The sequence below is a fragment of the Pseudomonas sp. H2_A10 genome (assembly GCF_054680085.1).
This window is the reverse complement of record NZ_CP162821.1, coordinates 4,562,491-4,579,871: the sequence shown is the minus strand read 5'-3', so window position 1 is coordinate 4,579,871 and position 17,381 is coordinate 4,562,491. Positions and strand designations below refer to the sequence as shown.

The 17,381-nt window shown below is 62.9% G+C and carries 13 protein-coding genes and 2 pseudogenes; 8 read left to right on the top strand and 7 right to left on the bottom strand.

Features of this window, described 5'->3' with window-relative positions:
* Positions 1 to 17: 17 nt before the first annotated feature.
* Complete coding sequence (locus AB4O23_RS21240) at positions 18 to 938, top strand: substrate-binding domain-containing protein (RefSeq protein ID WP_017528363.1); 921 nt, start codon at positions 18 to 20, stop codon at positions 936 to 938.
* A 156-nt stretch (positions 939 to 1,094) separates the two neighbouring features.
* Here the strand turns inward: AB4O23_RS21240 and AB4O23_RS21235 are convergent, their stop codons facing one another.
* The 4 genes from AB4O23_RS21235 to xylA form a co-directional block, all read right to left on the bottom strand.
* Entirely contained in the window at positions 1,095 to 2,231 is a 1,137-nt protein-coding gene (locus tag AB4O23_RS21235; RefSeq protein ID WP_017528364.1) for a sugar ABC transporter permease, read from the bottom strand.
* Positions 2,232 to 3,779: a D-xylose ABC transporter ATP-binding protein gene (xylG, locus tag AB4O23_RS21230; RefSeq protein ID WP_032883461.1), complete on the bottom strand. Its 1,548-nt coding sequence runs from the start codon at positions 3,777 to 3,779 to the stop codon at positions 2,232 to 2,234.
* A gap of 5 nt (positions 3,780 to 3,784) precedes the next feature.
* Entirely contained in the window at positions 3,785 to 4,786 is a 1,002-nt protein-coding gene (xylF, locus tag AB4O23_RS21225; RefSeq protein ID WP_017528366.1) for a D-xylose ABC transporter substrate-binding protein, read from the bottom strand.
* Positions 4,787 to 4,898: 112 nt separating this feature from the next.
* Complete coding sequence (gene xylA, locus AB4O23_RS21220; protein WP_017528367.1) at positions 4,899 to 6,215, bottom strand: xylose isomerase; 1,317 nt, start codon at positions 6,213 to 6,215, stop codon at positions 4,899 to 4,901.
* A gap of 139 nt (positions 6,216 to 6,354) precedes the next feature.
* On the opposite strand from xylA, the gene AB4O23_RS21215 reads away from it, so the two are divergent.
* The 7 genes from AB4O23_RS21215 to otnI all read left to right on the top strand — a co-directional run bounded on the left by AB4O23_RS21215 (position 6,355) and on the right by otnI (position 14,539).
* Complete coding sequence (locus AB4O23_RS21215; protein WP_017528368.1) at positions 6,355 to 7,536, top strand: XylR family transcriptional regulator; 1,182 nt, start codon at positions 6,355 to 6,357, stop codon at positions 7,534 to 7,536.
* A gap of 128 nt (positions 7,537 to 7,664) precedes the next feature.
* Positions 7,665 to 8,966 (top strand): Nramp family divalent metal transporter, encoded by a 1,302-nt coding sequence (locus tag AB4O23_RS21210; protein WP_017528369.1) that lies wholly within the window; start codon positions 7,665 to 7,667, stop codon positions 8,964 to 8,966.
* A 364-nt stretch (positions 8,967 to 9,330) separates the two neighbouring features.
* The gene (gene ltnD / locus AB4O23_RS21205) at positions 9,331 to 10,236 is read left to right on the top strand and encodes an L-threonate dehydrogenase (RefSeq protein ID WP_017528370.1); all 906 of its coding nucleotides are present in this window, start codon (positions 9,331 to 9,333) and stop codon (positions 10,234 to 10,236) included.
* 10 nt (positions 10,237 to 10,246) lie between these two features.
* The gene (gene otnK / locus AB4O23_RS21200) at positions 10,247 to 11,539 is read left to right on the top strand and encodes a 3-oxo-tetronate kinase (protein ID WP_065877876.1); all 1,293 of its coding nucleotides are present in this window, start codon (positions 10,247 to 10,249) and stop codon (positions 11,537 to 11,539) included.
* Positions 11,536 to 12,180, top strand: a complete 645-nt coding sequence (gene otnC, locus AB4O23_RS21195) for a 3-oxo-tetronate 4-phosphate decarboxylase (RefSeq protein ID WP_017528372.1) — start codon at positions 11,536 to 11,538, stop codon at positions 12,178 to 12,180. The genes otnK and otnC overlap by 4 nt, the downstream gene beginning before the upstream one ends.
* 97 nt (positions 12,181 to 12,277) lie before the next feature.
* Positions 12,278 to 13,738 (top strand): GntT/GntP/DsdX family permease, encoded by a 1,461-nt coding sequence (locus tag AB4O23_RS21190; protein ID WP_065877879.1) that lies wholly within the window; start codon positions 12,278 to 12,280, stop codon positions 13,736 to 13,738.
* A 15-nt stretch (positions 13,739 to 13,753) separates the two neighbouring features.
* Positions 13,754 to 14,539 carry a 2-oxo-tetronate isomerase gene (gene otnI, locus AB4O23_RS21185; RefSeq protein ID WP_068932184.1) on the top strand — a complete coding sequence of 262 codons (786 nt, stop codon included), beginning with the start codon at positions 13,754 to 13,756 and terminating at the stop codon, positions 14,537 to 14,539.
* Between the two features lie 81 nt (positions 14,540 to 14,620).
* On the opposite strand, the gene AB4O23_RS21180 is transcribed toward otnI, so the two are convergent.
* The 3 genes and pseudogenes from AB4O23_RS21180 to AB4O23_RS21170 form a co-directional block, all read right to left on the bottom strand.
* A complete protein-coding gene (locus tag AB4O23_RS21180; RefSeq protein ID WP_460069223.1) occupies positions 14,621 to 15,442 on the bottom strand; it encodes a DeoR/GlpR family DNA-binding transcription regulator in 822 nt (273 codons plus the stop codon).
* A 91-nt stretch (positions 15,443 to 15,533) separates the two neighbouring features.
* Positions 15,534 to 16,049, bottom strand: a pseudogene (locus AB4O23_RS21175) (methyl-accepting chemotaxis protein); the annotation flags it as partial.
* 396 nt (positions 16,050 to 16,445) lie between these two features.
* Positions 16,446 to 17,321, bottom strand: a pseudogene (locus AB4O23_RS21170) (cache domain-containing protein); the annotation flags it as partial.
* Positions 17,322 to 17,381 lie beyond the last annotated feature (60 nt).

The following is a 17,381-nucleotide window of genomic DNA, read 5'->3' as shown; positions in this document are numbered from 1 at the left end:
GCCGCAGGAGTCAGAACATGAAAGCATGGTTAATGCTCGCGCTGGGGGCGACGCTGTTCGTTCCGGGCCCCACCCAGGCCGCCACGCCCTTGCTGGGTGTGGGGATGGCAAAATACGACGATAACTTCCAGACCCTGCTGCGCAATGGGGTGCAGCAGCAGGCCGGCGTCATGAACGCCGACATCTTTATGGAAAACGGCAAGGACAGCGTCGATTTGCAGATGCGCCAATTCCGCAATCTGGTCAATTCCAAAGTGGATGCGATCATCATCGCGATGGTGGACGGCAAGAGCGCGGCGCAAATGATGCAATTGGCCTCGCAGGCCAAGATCCCGCTGGTGTTCGTCAACCGTAACCCGAACCCGGAAAAGTGGCCGGCGCAGACCGCGTTTGTCGGCTCCAACGAGTTGGAGTCGGGCACTTTGCAGATGGAAGAACTGGCGCGCCGTGCCGGTTACAAAGGCAACGTGGTGATTCTGGTGGGCGACCCGGCCAACGCATCTTCGTTGATGCGCACGGAGGATGTGGAAAAAGTCGTCGCCAAATACCCGGACATGAAAGTGATACAGAAAAAAGTCGGCAACTGGGAGCGCAGTCAGGCCGCCACGATTGTCATTGACTGGGTCAAGCAGGGCGTCGATTTTTCGATCGTCGCCGCCAATAACGATGAAATGGCAATCGGCGCGATCATGGGTCTGGAAAAGGCTGGCAAGCAGGCCAAGGACTATTGGGTCGGCGGTATCGACGGCACACCGGACGGCTTGAAACTGATGGCCGAGGGCAAGATGGCGGTCAGCGTGTTCCAGGACGCCGCCGGCCAGGCCAGCGGTGCCGTGGACACCGCGCTCCGCCTGGTCCGCGGCGAAGTGTTGGAGTCGACGGTGGTATGGGTGCCGTTCAAGTTGATCACGCCGGAGAATCGCCAGGCGTTTGAATAAGACTGGCCACCTCGATCCAACCTTGAAATGCAGTCAACTGTGGGAGGGGGCTTGCTGCCGATGGCAGTGGGTCAGCTACCGATAAGCTGGCTGATGCACCGCCATCGGTAGCAAGCCCCCTCCCACAAGGGTTATGTGGTGTCGGTGAGAATGGGTTCAGCGCCGGCCCGCGCGCGTGCTCACGTCCACCCATACCGCCAGCACCAGAATGCTGCCCTTCACGATCATCTGCCAGTAGCTGTCCACGTCCAGCATCGACATGCCGTTGTCCAGGCTGGTGATGACCAATGCCCCCAGCAGCGCGCCGTACACCGTGCCCGAGCCGCCGCGCATTGAGGTGCCGCCGATAAAGCACGCGGCGATGGCGTCCAGTTCGCCCATGTTGCCCGCCGACGGTGAGCCGGCCGCGAGGCGGGCGGTGTTGACCAGGCCGGCGAGGGCGCACATCACGCCCATGATGCCGAAGATCCACAGTTTTACCGCCTGTACGTTGATGCCCGACAGGCGCGTGGCCTCCATGTTGCTGCCCACCGCATACACGCGGCGGCCGAACACGGTCTGGCTGGTGACGTAGCTGAACACGCCGAGCAGCACCAGCAGCAACAGCACCGGCACCGGGATGCCGTCGTAGCTGTTGAGCGTAGTGACGAACCCGGCCAGCACCGCGCCGATCACCCCTACGCGCACTACGTCACGCACCCGTGAATGCGCCGCCAAACCATGCAAGGCGCGGTTGCGCCGTTGTTTCCAGGTAAGGAACAAGGTCAGCGCAAACAGCAGCACGCCCAGGCCCACACCCACGGTATGCGGCAAATAGCCCTGGCCCACATACACCAGCGATGGCGACACCGGCGCGATGGTGGTGCCGCCGGTGATCCCCAGCAAAATCCCGCGAAACGCCAGCATCCCACCCAAGCCGACGATGAACGACGGGATGCGCAGATACGCGGTCATGTAGCCGTTGGCCAGGCCGATCATCAGTCCGCACAGCGCCACCAGGCTCAGGTTGGCCAGCAGCGGGATGTGATAGACCACGTCCAGGATGGCCGCCAACCCACCCAGCAGCCCCAGCAACGAGCCCACCGACAAATCGATCTCGCCACTGATAATCACCAGCACCATGCCGCACGCCAGAATCCCGGTGATCGACATCTGCCGCAGCAGGTTCGACAGGTTACGCGGCGTCAGGAAGCCACCCTCGGTCTGCCAACTGAAAAACAGCCAGATCACGGCCACCGCGATCACCAGGGCGAGCATTTTGTAGCGGGTAAACAGCTGTTTGAGCTGATTCATCTACGCGGTCTTCCGATTGTTATTGTGTTGGCTGAGCGCGGCGGCGAGCACCTGTTCCTGGGTGAGCCCCTCGTTGATGAAATCGCCGCGCAGTTGGCCGTCACCGATCACCAGCACACGGTTGGACACGCCGAGCACTTCGGCCAGTTCCGAGGAGACCATGATGATCGCCACCCCTTCGGCCGCCAGCGCGCCCATCAGTTTGTAGATCTCATATTTGGCGCCCACATCCACCCCGCGCGTGGGCTCGTCAAGGATCAGCACCTTGGGCTTGGCCATCAGCATTTTCGCCAGCACGGCTTTCTGCTGGTTGCCGCCGGACAGGCTGGTGATCGGCAAAAACGGGCTGGAGGTCTTGAGATGCATGCGCGCGATCTGCTGGTCGATGCTGCCCAGTTCCGCTTCGGCGTCGATGCGGGTCAGGTGCGCGTAGGTGTCGAGCACCGCCAGGGTGATGTTCTGGCCCACGCCCAGGTCGGGAATGATGCCCTGGCGCTTGCGGTCCTCGGGCACCATGCACAGCCCGGCCTGGATTGATTTGAGCGGCGTGCGCGTGTCGATCACCGCGCCGTCCAGCCACACCTCGGCGCTGTAGCGGCCAGGGTAGGCGCCGAACAGCGCCGACACCAGCTCGGTACGCCCGGCGCCCACAAGACCTGCGATGCCGAGGATTTCACCGCGCTTGAGCACGAACGAAATATCATCGACACGCTTGCGCTTGGGGTTGTCCACGTCGTAGCAGGTGACATGGCGCGCCTCGAAAATCACCTCGCCCACCGCATGGGGCTCGGTGGGGTAGAGGTTGCTCATCTCGCGGCCGACCATCTGCGTAATGATGCGCGGGATGTCCATGTCGGCCATGGCCGTGGTCGCAATGTGCTTGCCATCGCGGATCACCGCGATGGTGTCGCACACGGCGGCCACTTCATCGAGTTTGTGGGAGATGTATACGCAGGCCACGCCCTTGGCCTTGAGGTCACGGATGATGTCCAGCAGCACTTCGATTTCCGAGCGGGTCAGCGCCGAGGAGGGTTCGTCGAGGATCAACAGGCGCGCCTGTTTGTTGAGGGCCTTGGCGATTTCCACCAACTGCTGGTAACCGCCGCCGTACTGCGACACTGGCAGCGCCACGTTCATGTCCGGCACCTTGAGTTCACGCATCAACGCTTCGGCGCGGTGGAACATCGCCGGGTAGTTCATGCGCCCGCCGGGCAGGGTCAGCTCGTGGCCCATGAAGATGTTCTCGGCCACCGACAGGTCGGGCACCAGGGTCAGTTCCTGGTGGATGATGACGATGCCGGCCGCCTCGGTTTCGCTGATGGACTGCGCCCTGAGCGGCTGCCCGTCCCAGAGGATTTCGCCGTCCCAGCTGCCGTACGGATACACCGCCGACAGCACCTTCATCAGGGTGGATTTACCGGCACCGTTCTCGCCGCACAGACCCACGCATTCCCCCGGCCGCACCTTGATATCGATGCCGTTCAGCGCGTTGACACCGCCAAAGCTTTTGACGATGCCGTTCATTTGCAACAGGTAGTCGGCGGCCATGGCGTTCACTGCCCGCCGATCTGCTCTTTGGTGTAGAACCCGTCCTTCTCCAACAGATCGATATTGGCCTTGGTCAGCGGGGTCGGAGTGAGCAGGATGGTGTCGACTTTTTTGCTGCCGTTGTCGTATTGCGAGCTGTAGGTGGGCTTCTCGTTACGCGCCAACTGCACCGACAGCTTGGCGGCTTCGGTCGCGATCAGTTTGAGCGGCTTGTACACGGTCATGGTCTGGGTGCCGTCGATCACGCGCTTGACGGCGGCGAGGTCGGCATCCTGGCCGGAGATCGGCACCTTGCCCGCCAGTTTCTGCGCGGCCAGGGCCTGGATCGCACCGCCGGCGGTGGCGTCATTGGAGGCGACGATGGCGTCGATCTTGTTGTCGTTTCGAGTCAGGGCGTTTTCGACGATGCTCAGCGCTTCGGTGGGGTTCCATTCCTTGACCCATTGCTGGCCGACAATCTTGATATCGCCCTTGTCGATGGCCGGCTGCAGCACTTTCATCTGGCCTTCGCGCAGCACCTTGGCGTTGTTGTCGGTGGGCGCGCCGCCGAGCAGGAAGTAATTGCCCTTGGGCGCCGCTTGCAGCACGCCGCCGGCCTGCATTTCGCCGACTTTTTCGTTATCGAAGGAGATGTAGGCATCGATGTCTGCGTTGAGGATCAGGCGGTCATAGGACACCACTTTGATCCCGGCCTTCTTGGCTTCGGCCACCGCGTTGGTCAACACCGTGGCGTTGAACGGCACGATCACGATCACATCGACGCCACGGGAAATCAGGTTTTCGATCTGGGAGATCTGCTTTTGTTCGTTGGCATCGGCGGACTGCACGAAGACCTTGGCATCGAGTTTCTCCGCGGCCGCCACGAAGTAATCGCGGTCACGGGACCAGCGCTCCAGGCGCAGGTCATCGATAGAGAAGCCGATTTTCGGATGGGCCGGGTCGGCCATGACCGGCAGGGTCAGCAGGGCCAGGGTGGTGGCGAGCAGGGTACGTTTGAATGACTTCATGGTGGTGCGTCCTTTTATTGTTGTTGGAAAGACACTGGGTGAAGACTTTAGGCGAACACTGTGGGTGTGGCTAGCGGGCCGCCCCTGTGGCAAGCCCGCTCACGACAACCCCTTAACTGTAGATAAAACGGTTGACCATTCCTTCAAGCATTTCCTGGCGCCCACTCACGGCCTGCGGGTTGAGCTCATGGGCAAACGCATGCTCGGCCAGCGACTCCAGGCTGAACTCGCCCGCCAGCACGGCCTTGCCCAGCGGCTGCTGCCAGCCGGCATAACGCTGGTCCTTGAATTGCTGCAACTGGTCGTTTTGCACCATGGCCGCCGCGCGTTCCAGGGCCAGGGCCAGGGTGTCCATGGCGGCGACGTGGCCGTAAAACAGGTCGACCTCGTCCAGGCTCTGGCGGCGCACCTTGGAGTCAAAGTTGTAGCCGCCGTTCTTGAAGCCGCCGGCCTTGAGGATTTCATAGGTGGCCAGGGTCATTTCTTCGACGCTGTTGGGGAACTGGTCGGTGTCCCAGCCGTTTTGCGGGTCGCCGCGGTTGGCGTCGATGCTGCCGAAGATCCCCAGGGACACGGCGGTGGCGATCTCATGATGAAAACTGTGCCCGGCCAGGGTGGCGTGGTTGGCTTCGATATTCACCTTGATCTCGTGTTCCAGGCCGTACTCATGCAAGAAGCCGAACACCGTCGCGCTGTCGTAATCGTATTGGTGTTTGGTCGGCTCCTGGGGCTTGGGTTCGATCAGCAGGTCGCCCTTAAAGCCGATCTTGTGCTTGTGCTCCACGACCATGCGCATAAAACGTCCGAGCTGTTCGCGCTCGCGCTTGAGGTCGGTATTGAGCAGGGTTTCATAGCCTTCGCGGCCGCCCCACAACACGTAGTTGGAGCCCTTGAGCCGCAAGGTGGCGTTCATGGCGCTGAATACCTGGGCGGCGGCATAGGCGAATACCTGCGGGTCCGGGTTGCTCGCGGCGCCGGCGGCAAAGCGTGGGTTGCTGAAGCAATTGGCGGTGCCCCACAACAGTTTGATGCCGGTTTGTTCCTGATGGCGCTCCAGGTGGTCGACCATCTGCGCAAAGTGGTTGCGGTATTCCTTGAGCGAGCTGCCTTCGGGGGCCACATCGGTGTCGTGAAAGCTGTAGTAGTCGATGCCCAGCTTGGAGAAAAACTCAAAGGCCGCGTCTGCCTTGCCGATGGCCAGTTCCATGGGGTCGCCGCTGCGCTGCCACGGCCGCTTGAACGTCCCCACGCCAAACATATCCGCACCCGGCCACACGAACGTGTGCCAATAACAGGCCGCCATGCGCAGGTGCTCACGCATGGGTTTGCCGAGGATCAGCTTGTTGGCATCGTAATGGCGAAAGGCGAGGGGGGCGTCGCTGGTGGGGCCTTCGAAGCGAACCTTCTCGACACCTGGGAAGTACGGCATGGCGTTTTCCTTATTGTTCTTGGCGGTGTCTGGATACTAGCAATGGCCTGGGGGCTGCTGATTATGAAAATCACCAAAGGGGCGTGCGATTTTGAGTGGCGGGGGCTAGTCTCTGGCGACCGGCCACAGGACAACAACAATGAAAACCCTACCGCCCGTTCACCGCATCGCCTTGCTGTTCAACGGCAGCAAAATCTATGACCGTGGCATCATCGCCGGCATCGGCAATTACCTGAGCAGCACCCGTGCGTCGTGGGACCTGTTTCTGGAAGAGGACTTTCTATGCCGCCTCAAAGGCATAGAGCGTTGGCAGGGCGACGGCATCATTGCCGACTTCGACGACCCGTTGATCGGCGAAGCATTGGCGGGGATCAAGTTGCCGGTGGTGGCGGTGGGCGGTTCTTATGAGGATGCGCGTGCCTACCCCAAGGGCATTCCCTACGTGGCGACCGATAATGACGCGTTGATGAAGCTGGCCTATGAGCATCTGATCGAGGCCGGGCTGACGCGGTTTGCCTGTTTCAGCTTGCCCGAAGCCCAGGCCAACCGTTGGGCCCAGGAGCGCGAAAAAGCCTTCCGCCGGCTGATGCAGCGCGACGGTTTGCACGTGGAGATCTATCGCGGCCTGGGCACCAGCGCGCCACTCTGGGACAGCGCCGTGGAACTGCAGATCGCCTGGCTGCATAGCCTGCCCAAACCCATCGGCATCATCGCCGTCACCGACGCCCGCGCTCGGCAATTGCTGCAGGCCTGCCTTACCGCCGGTATCGCGGTACCGGAGCAGGTGGCGCTGATCGGCATCGACAACGACCCGCTGACCCGCACCCTTACGCGCGTGCCCTTGAGCTCGGTGATCCAGGGCACTGAAACCATGGGCCGCACCGCCGCCGCGCTATTGCATCAGATGCTGCACGGCAAGCCTTGCGCCGGTACGCAAATCCTGGTGCCGCCGGAGGCCATCAATGTGCAGGCCTCCAGCTTGCATCAACCCTTGGGCAACCCTTACGTGATGCAGGCGCTGCTGTTTATCCGGCAATACGCCTGCCAGGGCATCAAGACCGCCCAGGTCGCGGCCTATGTCGGCGTGTCGCGCTCATCCCTGGAGTCGCACTTTCGCAAGGTGCGCGGTTGCAGCGTGCATGACGAGATTCTGCGTTTCAAACTGGCGGCGGCGGCCAAGGGGCTGGAACACGGCGATTTGGCGATTACCGACATTGCCCAACAGTGCGGCTTCAAGTCGGCGCAGTACCTGCACACCGTGTTCCGGCGTGAGTACGGGTGTACGCCACGGGAGTATCAGCACGGCGTGGCGTGTGATTGAGGGCTGTATTGCCACTCGTGCAGAAGAAACATTTTTTAATACTTATCCAACCCCTATGGTTGTACGACGTCATATCAACTGTGTTCGACTAGCCGCGCTCTCACAAAAAAAACAAAGGAGACTCTCCGATGACCGGTTTCCCTTCCATCGAAGGCAAGGCTGCGGCACCTGCGTCCGGCCGTGTTGTACGACTTCTAAAGCTGCTTGGCCCTGGCGTGATTGCCGTGCTGTCCTGGTTGGGAGCCGGTGATCTGATCACCTCCTCGGTGGCGGGCGCCAACTATGGCTACGCCATGATGTGGGTGCTGGCGGTGTCTCTGCTGCTCAGGTACCTGATCGTCAACATCATTGCGCGCTTCCAGTTATGCAATAACCGAGGCATGACGATCCTGCAGGGCTACGCCCAGTTGAACCCGTTTTTTGCCTGGTTCCTGCTGGTGTACGCATTGCTCATGGGGCACCTGATGAATGCCTACATGATCAAGGGGGCGGGTGAGGCCCTGGCCATGCTCTTCAAGACCGACTACGCACTGCTGTGTTCGGTGGCGGTGGTGCTGGCGGTGTGGATGCTGGTCGGGCGCAACATCTACTCGATGATCGAAGGCGTAATGAAAGGCCTGTTGGCAATCATGACCCTGGCATTCATTGCCTTGGCGGTCATGTCCGGGCCGGACATGGCAGGGATCGTCAAAGGCACGATCGGTTTCAGCATCCCGCCGGACGAGGGCGTGCATGGCGCGCTGCTGGTCGCGGTATCGGTGATCGGCGCGGTGGCGGGTTCGATCGCCAACTTCGTGCACCCGTATGTCATGCGCCAGAAGGGGTGGACGGGCCCGCAACACAAGCGCATCCAGCGTAACGACCTGCTGTTTGCGGTGTTCGTCGGCATTGTGATCAACCTGGCGATCTGGATCGTGGGTGCCGAAATCCTTCGGCCCAACGGTATCGAAGTGAAGACACTGGGCGATCTGGGCAAGGCGCTGGAAATCTTCTTTGGCCCGATTGGCTGGTACATCTTCTTCATCGGCGTGTTCGCCACGCTGTTTGCCAGCATCTCCGGCAAGACCACTGCGTTTCCGATGCTGATCACCGACGCGTTCCAGCACGTACGGCCAGGGCGGCGCGAGCGTTACGGCAAGCAATTCCACCATGACCCGATGCATAAGTGGTTCATGCTGTTCATCCTGGTGACCCCGTTGGTCTGGTCGCTGCCTGGCATGCCGGACTTCGTCACGCTGACCATCGGCGTCAGCGCGTTGAACATCATCGGGTTGCCGGTGATTTCCCTGGGCCTGCTGATTATGTCCAACCAGAAGTCGCTGCTCGGCAAGGAATACCGCAATAACCTGTTCGAGAACATCGCGCTGCTCTTCGCCACGGGGCTGGCACTGTGGGTAGCGTTCCAGCTCGGGGTAGACCTGTTCAGCTGATCTGCGTGGCTGTACGCGTCGCGCCTGTGCCGCGCGACGCGTACGGTACGTTCAACGAAACGCCGTCACTACCTCCTCGATACACCACGCCTGCGCCTTCCTTGTCCTGTGCATCATCGGCCCGCCTACACGCGGGCGTTGCTGCTTGTGTTCCATCACGTCCTTTCACACAAAGCCTGGCCGCCGGACGACGCGGGCATGCCGCCGGCCCTGCGCGAGGCGACAACGGCCAGGGCTACCGATGTTAAAAAATGTTAGATTGAAAAAATACTTCACATAATCCGTTCATTGGTGGATGATCGATCGCCATTCCAACGCGGCTCGCCGGTGTGGTGTCAGCCGCCGTTTTCCCCTGGAGTACCCCATGAATAATAAGAATGTCGGTGTGATCGGTTTGGGCGCGATGGGGCTGGGCATTGCCCGCTCGCTGTTGCGCGCAGGTTTCAATGTGCATGCGTGTGACGTACGTGAAACGGTCACCCAGCAGTTCGCCGTCGAAGGCGGGGTGGCGTGTGCGTCGCCCGCGCAGATGGCGCAGGCCTGCGATGTGATCATCACGGTGGTGGTCAACGCCGAACAGACCGAGACCGTGCTGTTCGGTGAGGGCGGGGCGGTGGCGTCGCTACGTGCGGCCAGCCTGGTGATCGGCTGCGCCACCGTGGCGCCGACGTACGCCGTGGAGTTGGGGCAGCGCCTGGGCGAACACGGCCTGCTGTATCTGGATGCGCCGATTTCCGGTGGCGCGGCCAAGGCCGCCGCCGGTGAAATGACCATGATGACATCCGGCCCGCAGGCCGCCTACGCCAAGGCCGAAGCGGTGCTGGCGGGCATGGCGGGCAAGGTTTATCGCCTGGGCGACGTGCATGGCCTGGGCTCGAAGGTCAAGATCATCAATCAATTGCTGGCCGGGGTGCACATTGCCGCATCCGCCGAGGCCATGGCCCTGGGCCTGCGCGAAGGGGTCGATGCCGACGCCTTGTACGAAGTCATCACCCACAGTGCCGGTAACTCCTGGATGTTCGAGAACCGCGTGCCGCACATTCTCAAGGCCGACTACACGCCGCTGTCGGCGGTGGATATTTTCGTCAAGGACCTGGGCCTGGTGCTCGATACCGCCCGCGCCAGCAAGTTTCCGCTGCCGCTGTCGGCCACGGCGCACCAAATGTTCATGCAGGCGTCCAGCGCCGGTTTCGGCCGCGAGGACGACTCGGCGGTGATCAAGATTTTCCCGGGTATCGACCTGCCCACCGCCAAGCCCGAGCCTGTTTGAGGAACGCCGCATGACTGACTCCAACGCACGTCCCTTGCTGGGCTGCATCGCCGACGATTTCACCGGCGCCACCGACCTTGCCAACATGCTGGTGCGCGGCGGTATGCGCACGGTGCAGAGTATTGGTATCCCCAGCCGCGAAGTCGCCCAGGGGCTGGAGGCCGACGCCATCGTCATCGCGCTCAAGTCGCGCACCACGCCCGCAGCCGAGGCGGTCGAGCAATCGCTGGCCGCGCTGGACTGGCTGCGCGGGCAGGGCTGCGAGCAGATCTTCTTCAAGTACTGCTCAACCTTTGACTCCACCGCCGCCGGTAATATCGGCCAGGTCAGCGAGGCGTTGCTCAAGGCGCTGGGCAGCGATTTCACGCTGGCGTGCCCGGCGTTTCCAGAAAACGGCCGCACGATTTTCCGCGGTCACTTGTTTGTGCAAGACCAGTTGCTCAGCGAGTCCGGCATGCAGCACCACCCGCTGACGCCCATGGGCGATGCGAACCTGGTGCGCGTGCTGCAACAGCAGACGCAATTGCCGGTCGGTTTGTTGCGCTACGACACGCTCGCTGCGGGGGTTGATGCCGCCCGCGCCAAGATCGTCGAACTGCGCGGGCAAGGCGTGGGCATCGCCATCGCCGACGCGCTGTCGGACCAGGACCTTTACACCCTGGGCAGTGCGTGCGCCGACTTGCCGTTGCTCACCGGCGGCTCGGGCCTGGCTTTGGGCCTGCCGGGCAATTTCCGCCGCGCCGGTAAACTGGGCGACTTCGATGTCACGGCATGCCCCACGGTCAGCGGTGGCGAGGTGGTGCTCGCCGGCAGCGCCTCGGTGGCGACCCTCGGCCAGGTGGCGGCCTGGTGCGAAGCGGGGCGCCCGGCGTTGCGTCTTGACCCCATCGCCCTGGCTAACGGCGAACCGGTGGTGGCGCAAGCGCTGGCCTTTGCCCGCGACAGTGCCGACACCGTATTGATCTATGCCACCAGCACCCCGGACGAGGTCAAGGCGGTGCAGCAACAACTGGGTGTCGAACGCGCCGGAGCCCTGGTGGAAGATGCACTGGGCGAGATCGCTGCCGGTTTGCGTCAAGAGGGCGTTCGACGCTTTGTGGTGGCGGGCGGCGAAACGTCCGGCGCGGTGGTCAAGGCGCTTGGCGTCACCCTGTTGCAGATCGGCGCGCAGATTGATCCCGGCGTGCCGGCCACGGTGAGCAGTTGCGCCGAACCGCTGGCGCTGGCGCTGAAATCGGGCAACTTCGGGGGGCGCGACTTCTTTGCCAAAGCCCTGGCGCAACTGGCGGGAGGCGCCCAATGAGCGCCATCAACGAGCAGGCCCTGCGCGAAGAAATCTGCGACGTGGGCCGCAGCCTTTACCAACGCGGTTACACCGTCGGCAGCGCCGGCAATATCAGTGCGCGCCTGGACGATGGTTGGCTGATCACCCCCACCGATGTCTGCCTGGGTCGCCTGGTGCCCGGGTGCATTGCCAAGGTCAATCTTGACGGCGAATGGGTGTCGGGTGACAAGCCGTCAAAAACCCTGGCCCTGCACCGCCAGGTGTATGACCGCAACCCGGCGGTGGGCGGCGTGGTGCATACCCATTCGACGCATCTGGTGGCGCTGACCCTGGCCGGAGTGTGGCGGGCGGACGATATCCTGCCGCCGCTCACGCCTTATCAGGTGATGAAAGTCGGGCACATTCCGCTGATTGCGTACCAGCGCCCCGGCTCGCCCAACGTCGCCGAGCAAGTGGCGCAACTGGCCAACAGCGTGCGTGGCGTGATGCTCGAACGCCTCGGGCCGGTGGTGTGGGAAAGCTCGGTGGCCAAGGCCAGCTATGCCCTGGAAGAGTTGGAAGAAACCGCACGCCTGTGGTTGATGAGCAACCCCCGGCCCGAGCCGCTTGGCCAGGCCGCATTGGATGAACTGCGCGAGACGTTCGGCGCGCACTGGTAACCCGTAGACCGACATTGCAAGCACCACTCGAGAACCGCCCGCGGCGCTCGATGGGGCCCGCTTGCGCCCAAAAACAATAACAACAGGACATTTACCAATGAGCCCATTGATTTTGATGTTGACCGCCGGCGCGGGCATCGCGCTGCTACTGTTTCTGGTCCTCAAGTACAAATTCCAGCCGTTTGTCGCGCTGATGCTGGTGAGTATCGTGGTAGCGCTGGTCGCCGGGGTGAAACCGGCTGATCTGGTGGCGACCATCGAAGGCGGCATGGGCAAGACCCTCGGCCATATCGCGATCATCATCGCCCTGGGCGCCATGATCGGACGCATCATTGAGCTGTCCGGCGGGGCCGAGGCCTTGGCCAAGTCGTTGATCGAGCGGTTTGGCAACAGCCGTACGCCGCTGGCGCTGACCATTGCCGGGTTCATCATCGGCGTGCCGGTGTTCTTTGAAGTGGGGGTAATTATCCTGATGCCGCTGGCCTATGGTGTCGCACGCCGGGCACGCAAGCCGTTGCTGGTGTTTGCGTTGCCGATGTGCGCGGCGCTGCTGACGGTGCATGCGTTTTTGCCGCCCCATCCGGGCGCGGTGGCGGCGGCCAGCCAATTGGGTGCGGACCTGGGCCGGGTGTTGATGTTCGGTCTGCCGATCACCGCCTTGCTGTGCTACGTCGGTTACCGCGTGGCGGGGCGCATGACGCGGCGCTTCTACCCGATGACCGACGACATCCGCGCCGAAGTCTACGGCCCTCATGTCACCAATGAAGACCTGCGCGCCTGGACCCACGGTAACGACAACGCGGTGCAACAGGCCGGCGTTGCCGAAGCCCCGATGGGCCTGGAAGAATCCACCAGCGCCATCGTCGCCAAGCTGCCGCCGGCCCCGGCGCCGGGCTTTGGCCTGATCGTCAACCTGATTCTGCTGCCTATCGTATTGATCCTGTTGGGCACCCTGGCCACCTCGTTGCTGCCGGTTGAATCGGCACTGCGCGGGGTGATGACGGTGCTCGGTGCGCCCCTGGTGGCGCTGTTGATCGACACCTTGTTGTGCGCCTGGCTGCTGGGCTCGCGCCGGGGCTGGAGCCGCAGCCAGGTGTCGGACGTGATCGGCTCGGCTTTGCCGGGCGTGGCCATGGTGATCCTCATCGCCGGCGCCGGTGGGGTGTTCGGTAAAGTGCTGGTGGACACCGGGATCGGCGCGGTGGTCTCCGACCTGTTGCGTACTACCGGGCTGCCGGTGCTGGCCCTGGGTTTCCTGCTGACCATGCTGTTGCGCGCGGTACAGGGCTCCACCACCGTCGCCCTGGTGACCACGGCCGGTATCATCAGCCCGCTGATCGCCACCCTCAACCTGACGCCCAATCACCTGGCGCTGCTGTGCCTGGCCATGGGCGGTGGCGGGCTGGCCATGTCGCACATCAACGACGCCGGCTACTGGATCTTCACCAAACTCGCCGGGCTCAATGTGGCCGATGGGCTGCGAACGTGGACCGTCATCACCACCTTGCTGGGTACCCTGGGTTTCGTGATTACACTGCTGATCTGGCCTTTTGTCTGATTTTCGGGAGTTTCTATGCCTCGTTTCGCTGCCAACCTGAGCATGCTGTACCCGCAACATGAGTTTCTCGACCGCTTCGATGCCGCCAGGGCCGATGGTTTTGACGCGGTGGAGTACCTGTTTCCCTATGACTACCCCGCCGAGGTGCTTGGCCAGCGCCTGAGGGACAACGGCCTGGTACAGGCCCTGTTCAACGCGCCGCCCGGTGACTGGGCGGCGGGGGAGCGGGGTATCGCGACCCTGCCGGGGCGCGAGGCCGAGTTCCGCCGTGGCTTTGATCGCGCCCTGGAATACGCCGCCGTGCTGGGCAACAACCGCGTGCATGTCATGGCCGGCTTGCTGCCCTCGGAAGACCTGCGCCAGCGACATCACGCGGTGTACCTGCAAAACCTGGCCTACGCCAGCGCGGCGGCGGCCAAGGTCGGCGTCACGGTATTGCTGGAGCCGATCAATACGCGCGACATGCCGGGGTTTTTCCTCAATCGCCAGGACCAGGCCCAGGCCATCTGCAGGGAAGTCGGCGCAAGCAACCTCAAGGTTCAGTTCGACTGCTACCACTGCCAGATCGTCGAAGGCGACGTAGCCACCAAACTGCGCCGCGATTTCGACGGTATTGGCCATATCCAGATTGCCGGCGTACCGGACCGCCACGAGCCCGACCAGGGCGAGTTGAACTACCCGTTCCTGTTCGAACTGCTCGACCGGTTGGGCTACGACGGCTGGGTGGGCTGCGAGTACCGGCCAAAGGGCGATACCTCGGCGGGCCTGAGATGGTTGCGGGACTGGAAAGCCGCCCACTAGTCGCGTGGGAGGGGGCAGTGTGCCAACCACCCCATCAGCCAGCCCTGCCACCGCCATCCAAGCCTCGCCATTGCTCGGGGCTCATGCCGGCGACGGATCGCCCGGCAGCATCAATTCAATGCCACGCTTGCGGATGCCATCGGCCGCTGCGGGGGCGAGGGCGTCGTCGCTGATGATTACGTCGAACGGCTCCAGCCCGGCGATGCGGTACATGCTGAAGGTGCCGTACTTGGAGCTGCTGGCCACCAGCACCACTTGAGCCGCCGATTGCATGGCCACTTGCTTGACCTCGACTTTCAGCGCCGAAGGGGTGGTGATGCCCCGGTGCAGATCCCAGGAACTGGTCGATACAAACGCAATGTCCGTGACCACCTGGCGCAGCGTCGCCACGGCCAGCCCGCCGACCGAGGAGTGATTGTCGTGGTCCAGCTGGCCGCCGGTGTGGATCACCATGACCTGCGGCGCATCCATCAAGGCCTGTACGATCCCGAAGTCATTGGTCACCACCGTCATGCCGGACAGCGCCTTGATATACGGGACGATCTCCAATGTGCTGGTGCCGGCGTCCAAGTATACCGTCATGTCCGCGTGCAATAGCCGCGCGGCCAGCCGTGCCATGGCCTGCTTTTGCGGCAGTTCCACGACGGCTTTGGATTGATGGCTGGGTTCGCTGTGTAACTGGCTGGCGATACGCACTCCGCCGGTGACGGAGTACGCGCGGCCTTCCTGCTCCAGCAAGGCGATGTCGCGGCGCACGGTCATGTGCGAGCAATCGAACATCTCCATCAACTGGTGCACGCTCATCACCTGATGCTTGCGCAACTGCCGCAGGATTTGCTCACGGCGCTGCTCGGGAATCATCGGGGCGCTGCTGTCGGCGGCCGTGTCCTTGGGGTTGGGCATTAAGGCTCCGGGGTGGTTGGGCAAAGGGCGGGAAACGCGTGGCTATAGTAGCCAATACACGCCCCCGCAGGCGACCCCGGTGTGACAGCGGCTAGAACTTGAAGCGACCCACCAGGCCCTTGAGCTGACCGGAAATATCGGTCAAGCGGCCTGAGCCGGTTTGCGCCGAATGCGCAAAGCCTTCCACCAACTGCGCATCGGCATGGATCTGTGCGATGTGGCGGTTGATCTCTTCGGCAACCTGGTGCTGTTCCTCGGCCGCGGTGGCGATCTGGGTGTTCTGGTCGCGGATCGAGTCCACCGAGCCGCGGATCTTGTCGAAGCTGTCGCGGGCCTGCTGGATGCGCTCCACGCTGGTGTGAGACACCAGCAGGCTGCCTTGCATCTGCTGCGTGACTTCCTGGGTGCGGCGAGCGAGGTTGCCCAGCAGGCTGTCGATTTCGCCGGTGGAATCGGCGGTGCGGCGTGCCAGCGCGCGGACTTCATCGGCGACCACGGCAAAACCCCGGCCCTGGTCACCGGCGCGCGCGGCTTCGATGGCGGCGTTGAGCGCCAGCAGGTTGGTCTGCTCGGCAATCGAACGGATGGTGTCGAGGATGGTGTTGATGTTCTGGCTGTCCTGCTCCAGCAACTGCATGGTCTGGGTCGATTTCTGCAGGTCTTCGCTGAGCTTGAGCACGCTGCCGGTGGCTTCGCCGATGTGCTGTTGGCCGTCGTGCACGTCGCGGTAGCCTTCATCGGCGCTGGTTGCCGCGGCGCTGCACGAACGCGCCACTTCATTGGCGGTAGCGACCATTTCGTTGAACGCAGTGCTCACCAGTTCCACCGCTTCGCGCTGGCGGCCGGCAGCCTGGTTCATGTTGTTGGCCACTTCGCTGGTGTCGGCGGCGGCACTTTGCAGGTCCGACGATGCGTTGCCGATGCGCTGCACCAGTTGCGCGATCATGCTCAGGAACTGGTTGAACCAGCCCGCCAGGCTGGCGGTCTCGTCCTTGCCCTGCACCTTGAGCTGGCGCGTGAGGTCGCCTTCGCCTTCGGCGATCTCTTGCAGGCCGTCGGCCACGCCGCGAATCGGCCGCACGATCACTCGGGCGAAGCTGGCGCCGACGATGGCGAAGACCACCGCGAGTACCGCCGCGATGGCACCGATCAGCCAGGTCAGGCGGGTCGCTTCGGCCATCACTTCATCGCGCTTGATCAGGCCGATAAAGCGCCAGCCCAGGTCTTTGGAGCTGACCACGTTGGCCATGTAGGCCACGCCGTCGATGTCGATCTGGGTCACGCCGTCGCTGCGCTTGGCCAGTTCGGCGTAGTTGGGGCCAAGCTCGGCCAGGGGTTTGAAGTTGTGCTTGGCATCGCTGGGGTCCACCAGCACGTTGCCGTTGCCTTCCACCAGCATGAGGTAGCCGCTGTCGCCCAGCTTGATGTTGCGCACCAGTTCGGTGAGCTGCTTGAGCGACACATCCAGGCCGACCACACCGAGGATGTTGCCGCTGGCATCGGCGACGGTGTGTACGGTGCCAATCAACACCACGTCGTCCGGCGCCCAGTAATAGGCGCCGGTACGCACGGTGGCGCCGGGGGCGGCGATGGCCGCTTTGTACCAGGGGCGCACACGTGGGTCGTAGTTGTTCAGTTTGGTGTCGTCCGGCCAACTGGCGTAGCCGCCGTCGCTCAGGCCCAGGGACAGGTAGGCGGTGGTGGGATGGCTTTTGGCGAACTGGTCGAAAATCGCCAGCAGCTCTTTGTTGGTCTGGGTCAGCGGGATTTGCGCCGCCTCGGCGCCGGCGTAGCTCTTGAGGTCCTTGGCCGCGACAACGCGCGGGTCCTTGGCCACGAAATCGACGTTCTGGCTGATGCCGTCGAAGAACTGCTTCATGCCGTTGTCGATCTGGCGTATTTCGCGACCGCTGCTGTCGAGGAAATTGGCCAGGGCCCC

Excerpts from the sequence above, each read along its gene's own strand:
- AB4O23_RS21240 (WP_017528363.1), top strand. The coding sequence starts at position 18 with ATGAAAGCATGGTTAATGCTCGCGCTGGGGGCGACGCTGTTCGTTCCG.
- AB4O23_RS21235 (WP_017528364.1), bottom strand. The coding sequence starts at position 2,231 with ATGAATCAGCTCAAACAGCTGTTTACCCGCTACAAAATGCTCGCCCTG.
- xylG (WP_032883461.1), bottom strand. The coding sequence starts at position 3,779 with ATGGCCGCCGACTACCTGTTGCAAATGAACGGCATCGTCAAAAGCTTT.
- xylF (WP_017528366.1), bottom strand. The coding sequence starts at position 4,786 with ATGAAGTCATTCAAACGTACCCTGCTCGCCACCACCCTGGCCCTGCTG.
- xylA (WP_017528367.1), bottom strand. The coding sequence starts at position 6,215 with ATGCCGTACTTCCCAGGTGTCGAGAAGGTTCGCTTCGAAGGCCCCACC.
- AB4O23_RS21215 (WP_017528368.1), top strand. The coding sequence starts at position 6,355 with ATGAAAACCCTACCGCCCGTTCACCGCATCGCCTTGCTGTTCAACGGC.
- AB4O23_RS21210 (WP_017528369.1), top strand. The coding sequence starts at position 7,665 with ATGACCGGTTTCCCTTCCATCGAAGGCAAGGCTGCGGCACCTGCGTCC.
- ltnD (WP_017528370.1), top strand. The coding sequence starts at position 9,331 with ATGAATAATAAGAATGTCGGTGTGATCGGTTTGGGCGCGATGGGGCTG.
- otnK (WP_065877876.1), top strand. The coding sequence starts at position 10,247 with ATGACTGACTCCAACGCACGTCCCTTGCTGGGCTGCATCGCCGACGAT.
- otnC (WP_017528372.1), top strand. The coding sequence starts at position 11,536 with ATGAGCGCCATCAACGAGCAGGCCCTGCGCGAAGAAATCTGCGACGTG.
- AB4O23_RS21190 (WP_065877879.1), top strand. The coding sequence starts at position 12,278 with ATGAGCCCATTGATTTTGATGTTGACCGCCGGCGCGGGCATCGCGCTG.
- otnI (WP_068932184.1), top strand. The coding sequence starts at position 13,754 with ATGCCTCGTTTCGCTGCCAACCTGAGCATGCTGTACCCGCAACATGAG.
- AB4O23_RS21180 (WP_460069223.1), bottom strand. The coding sequence starts at position 15,442 with ATGCCCAACCCCAAGGACACGGCCGCCGACAGCAGCGCCCCGATGATT.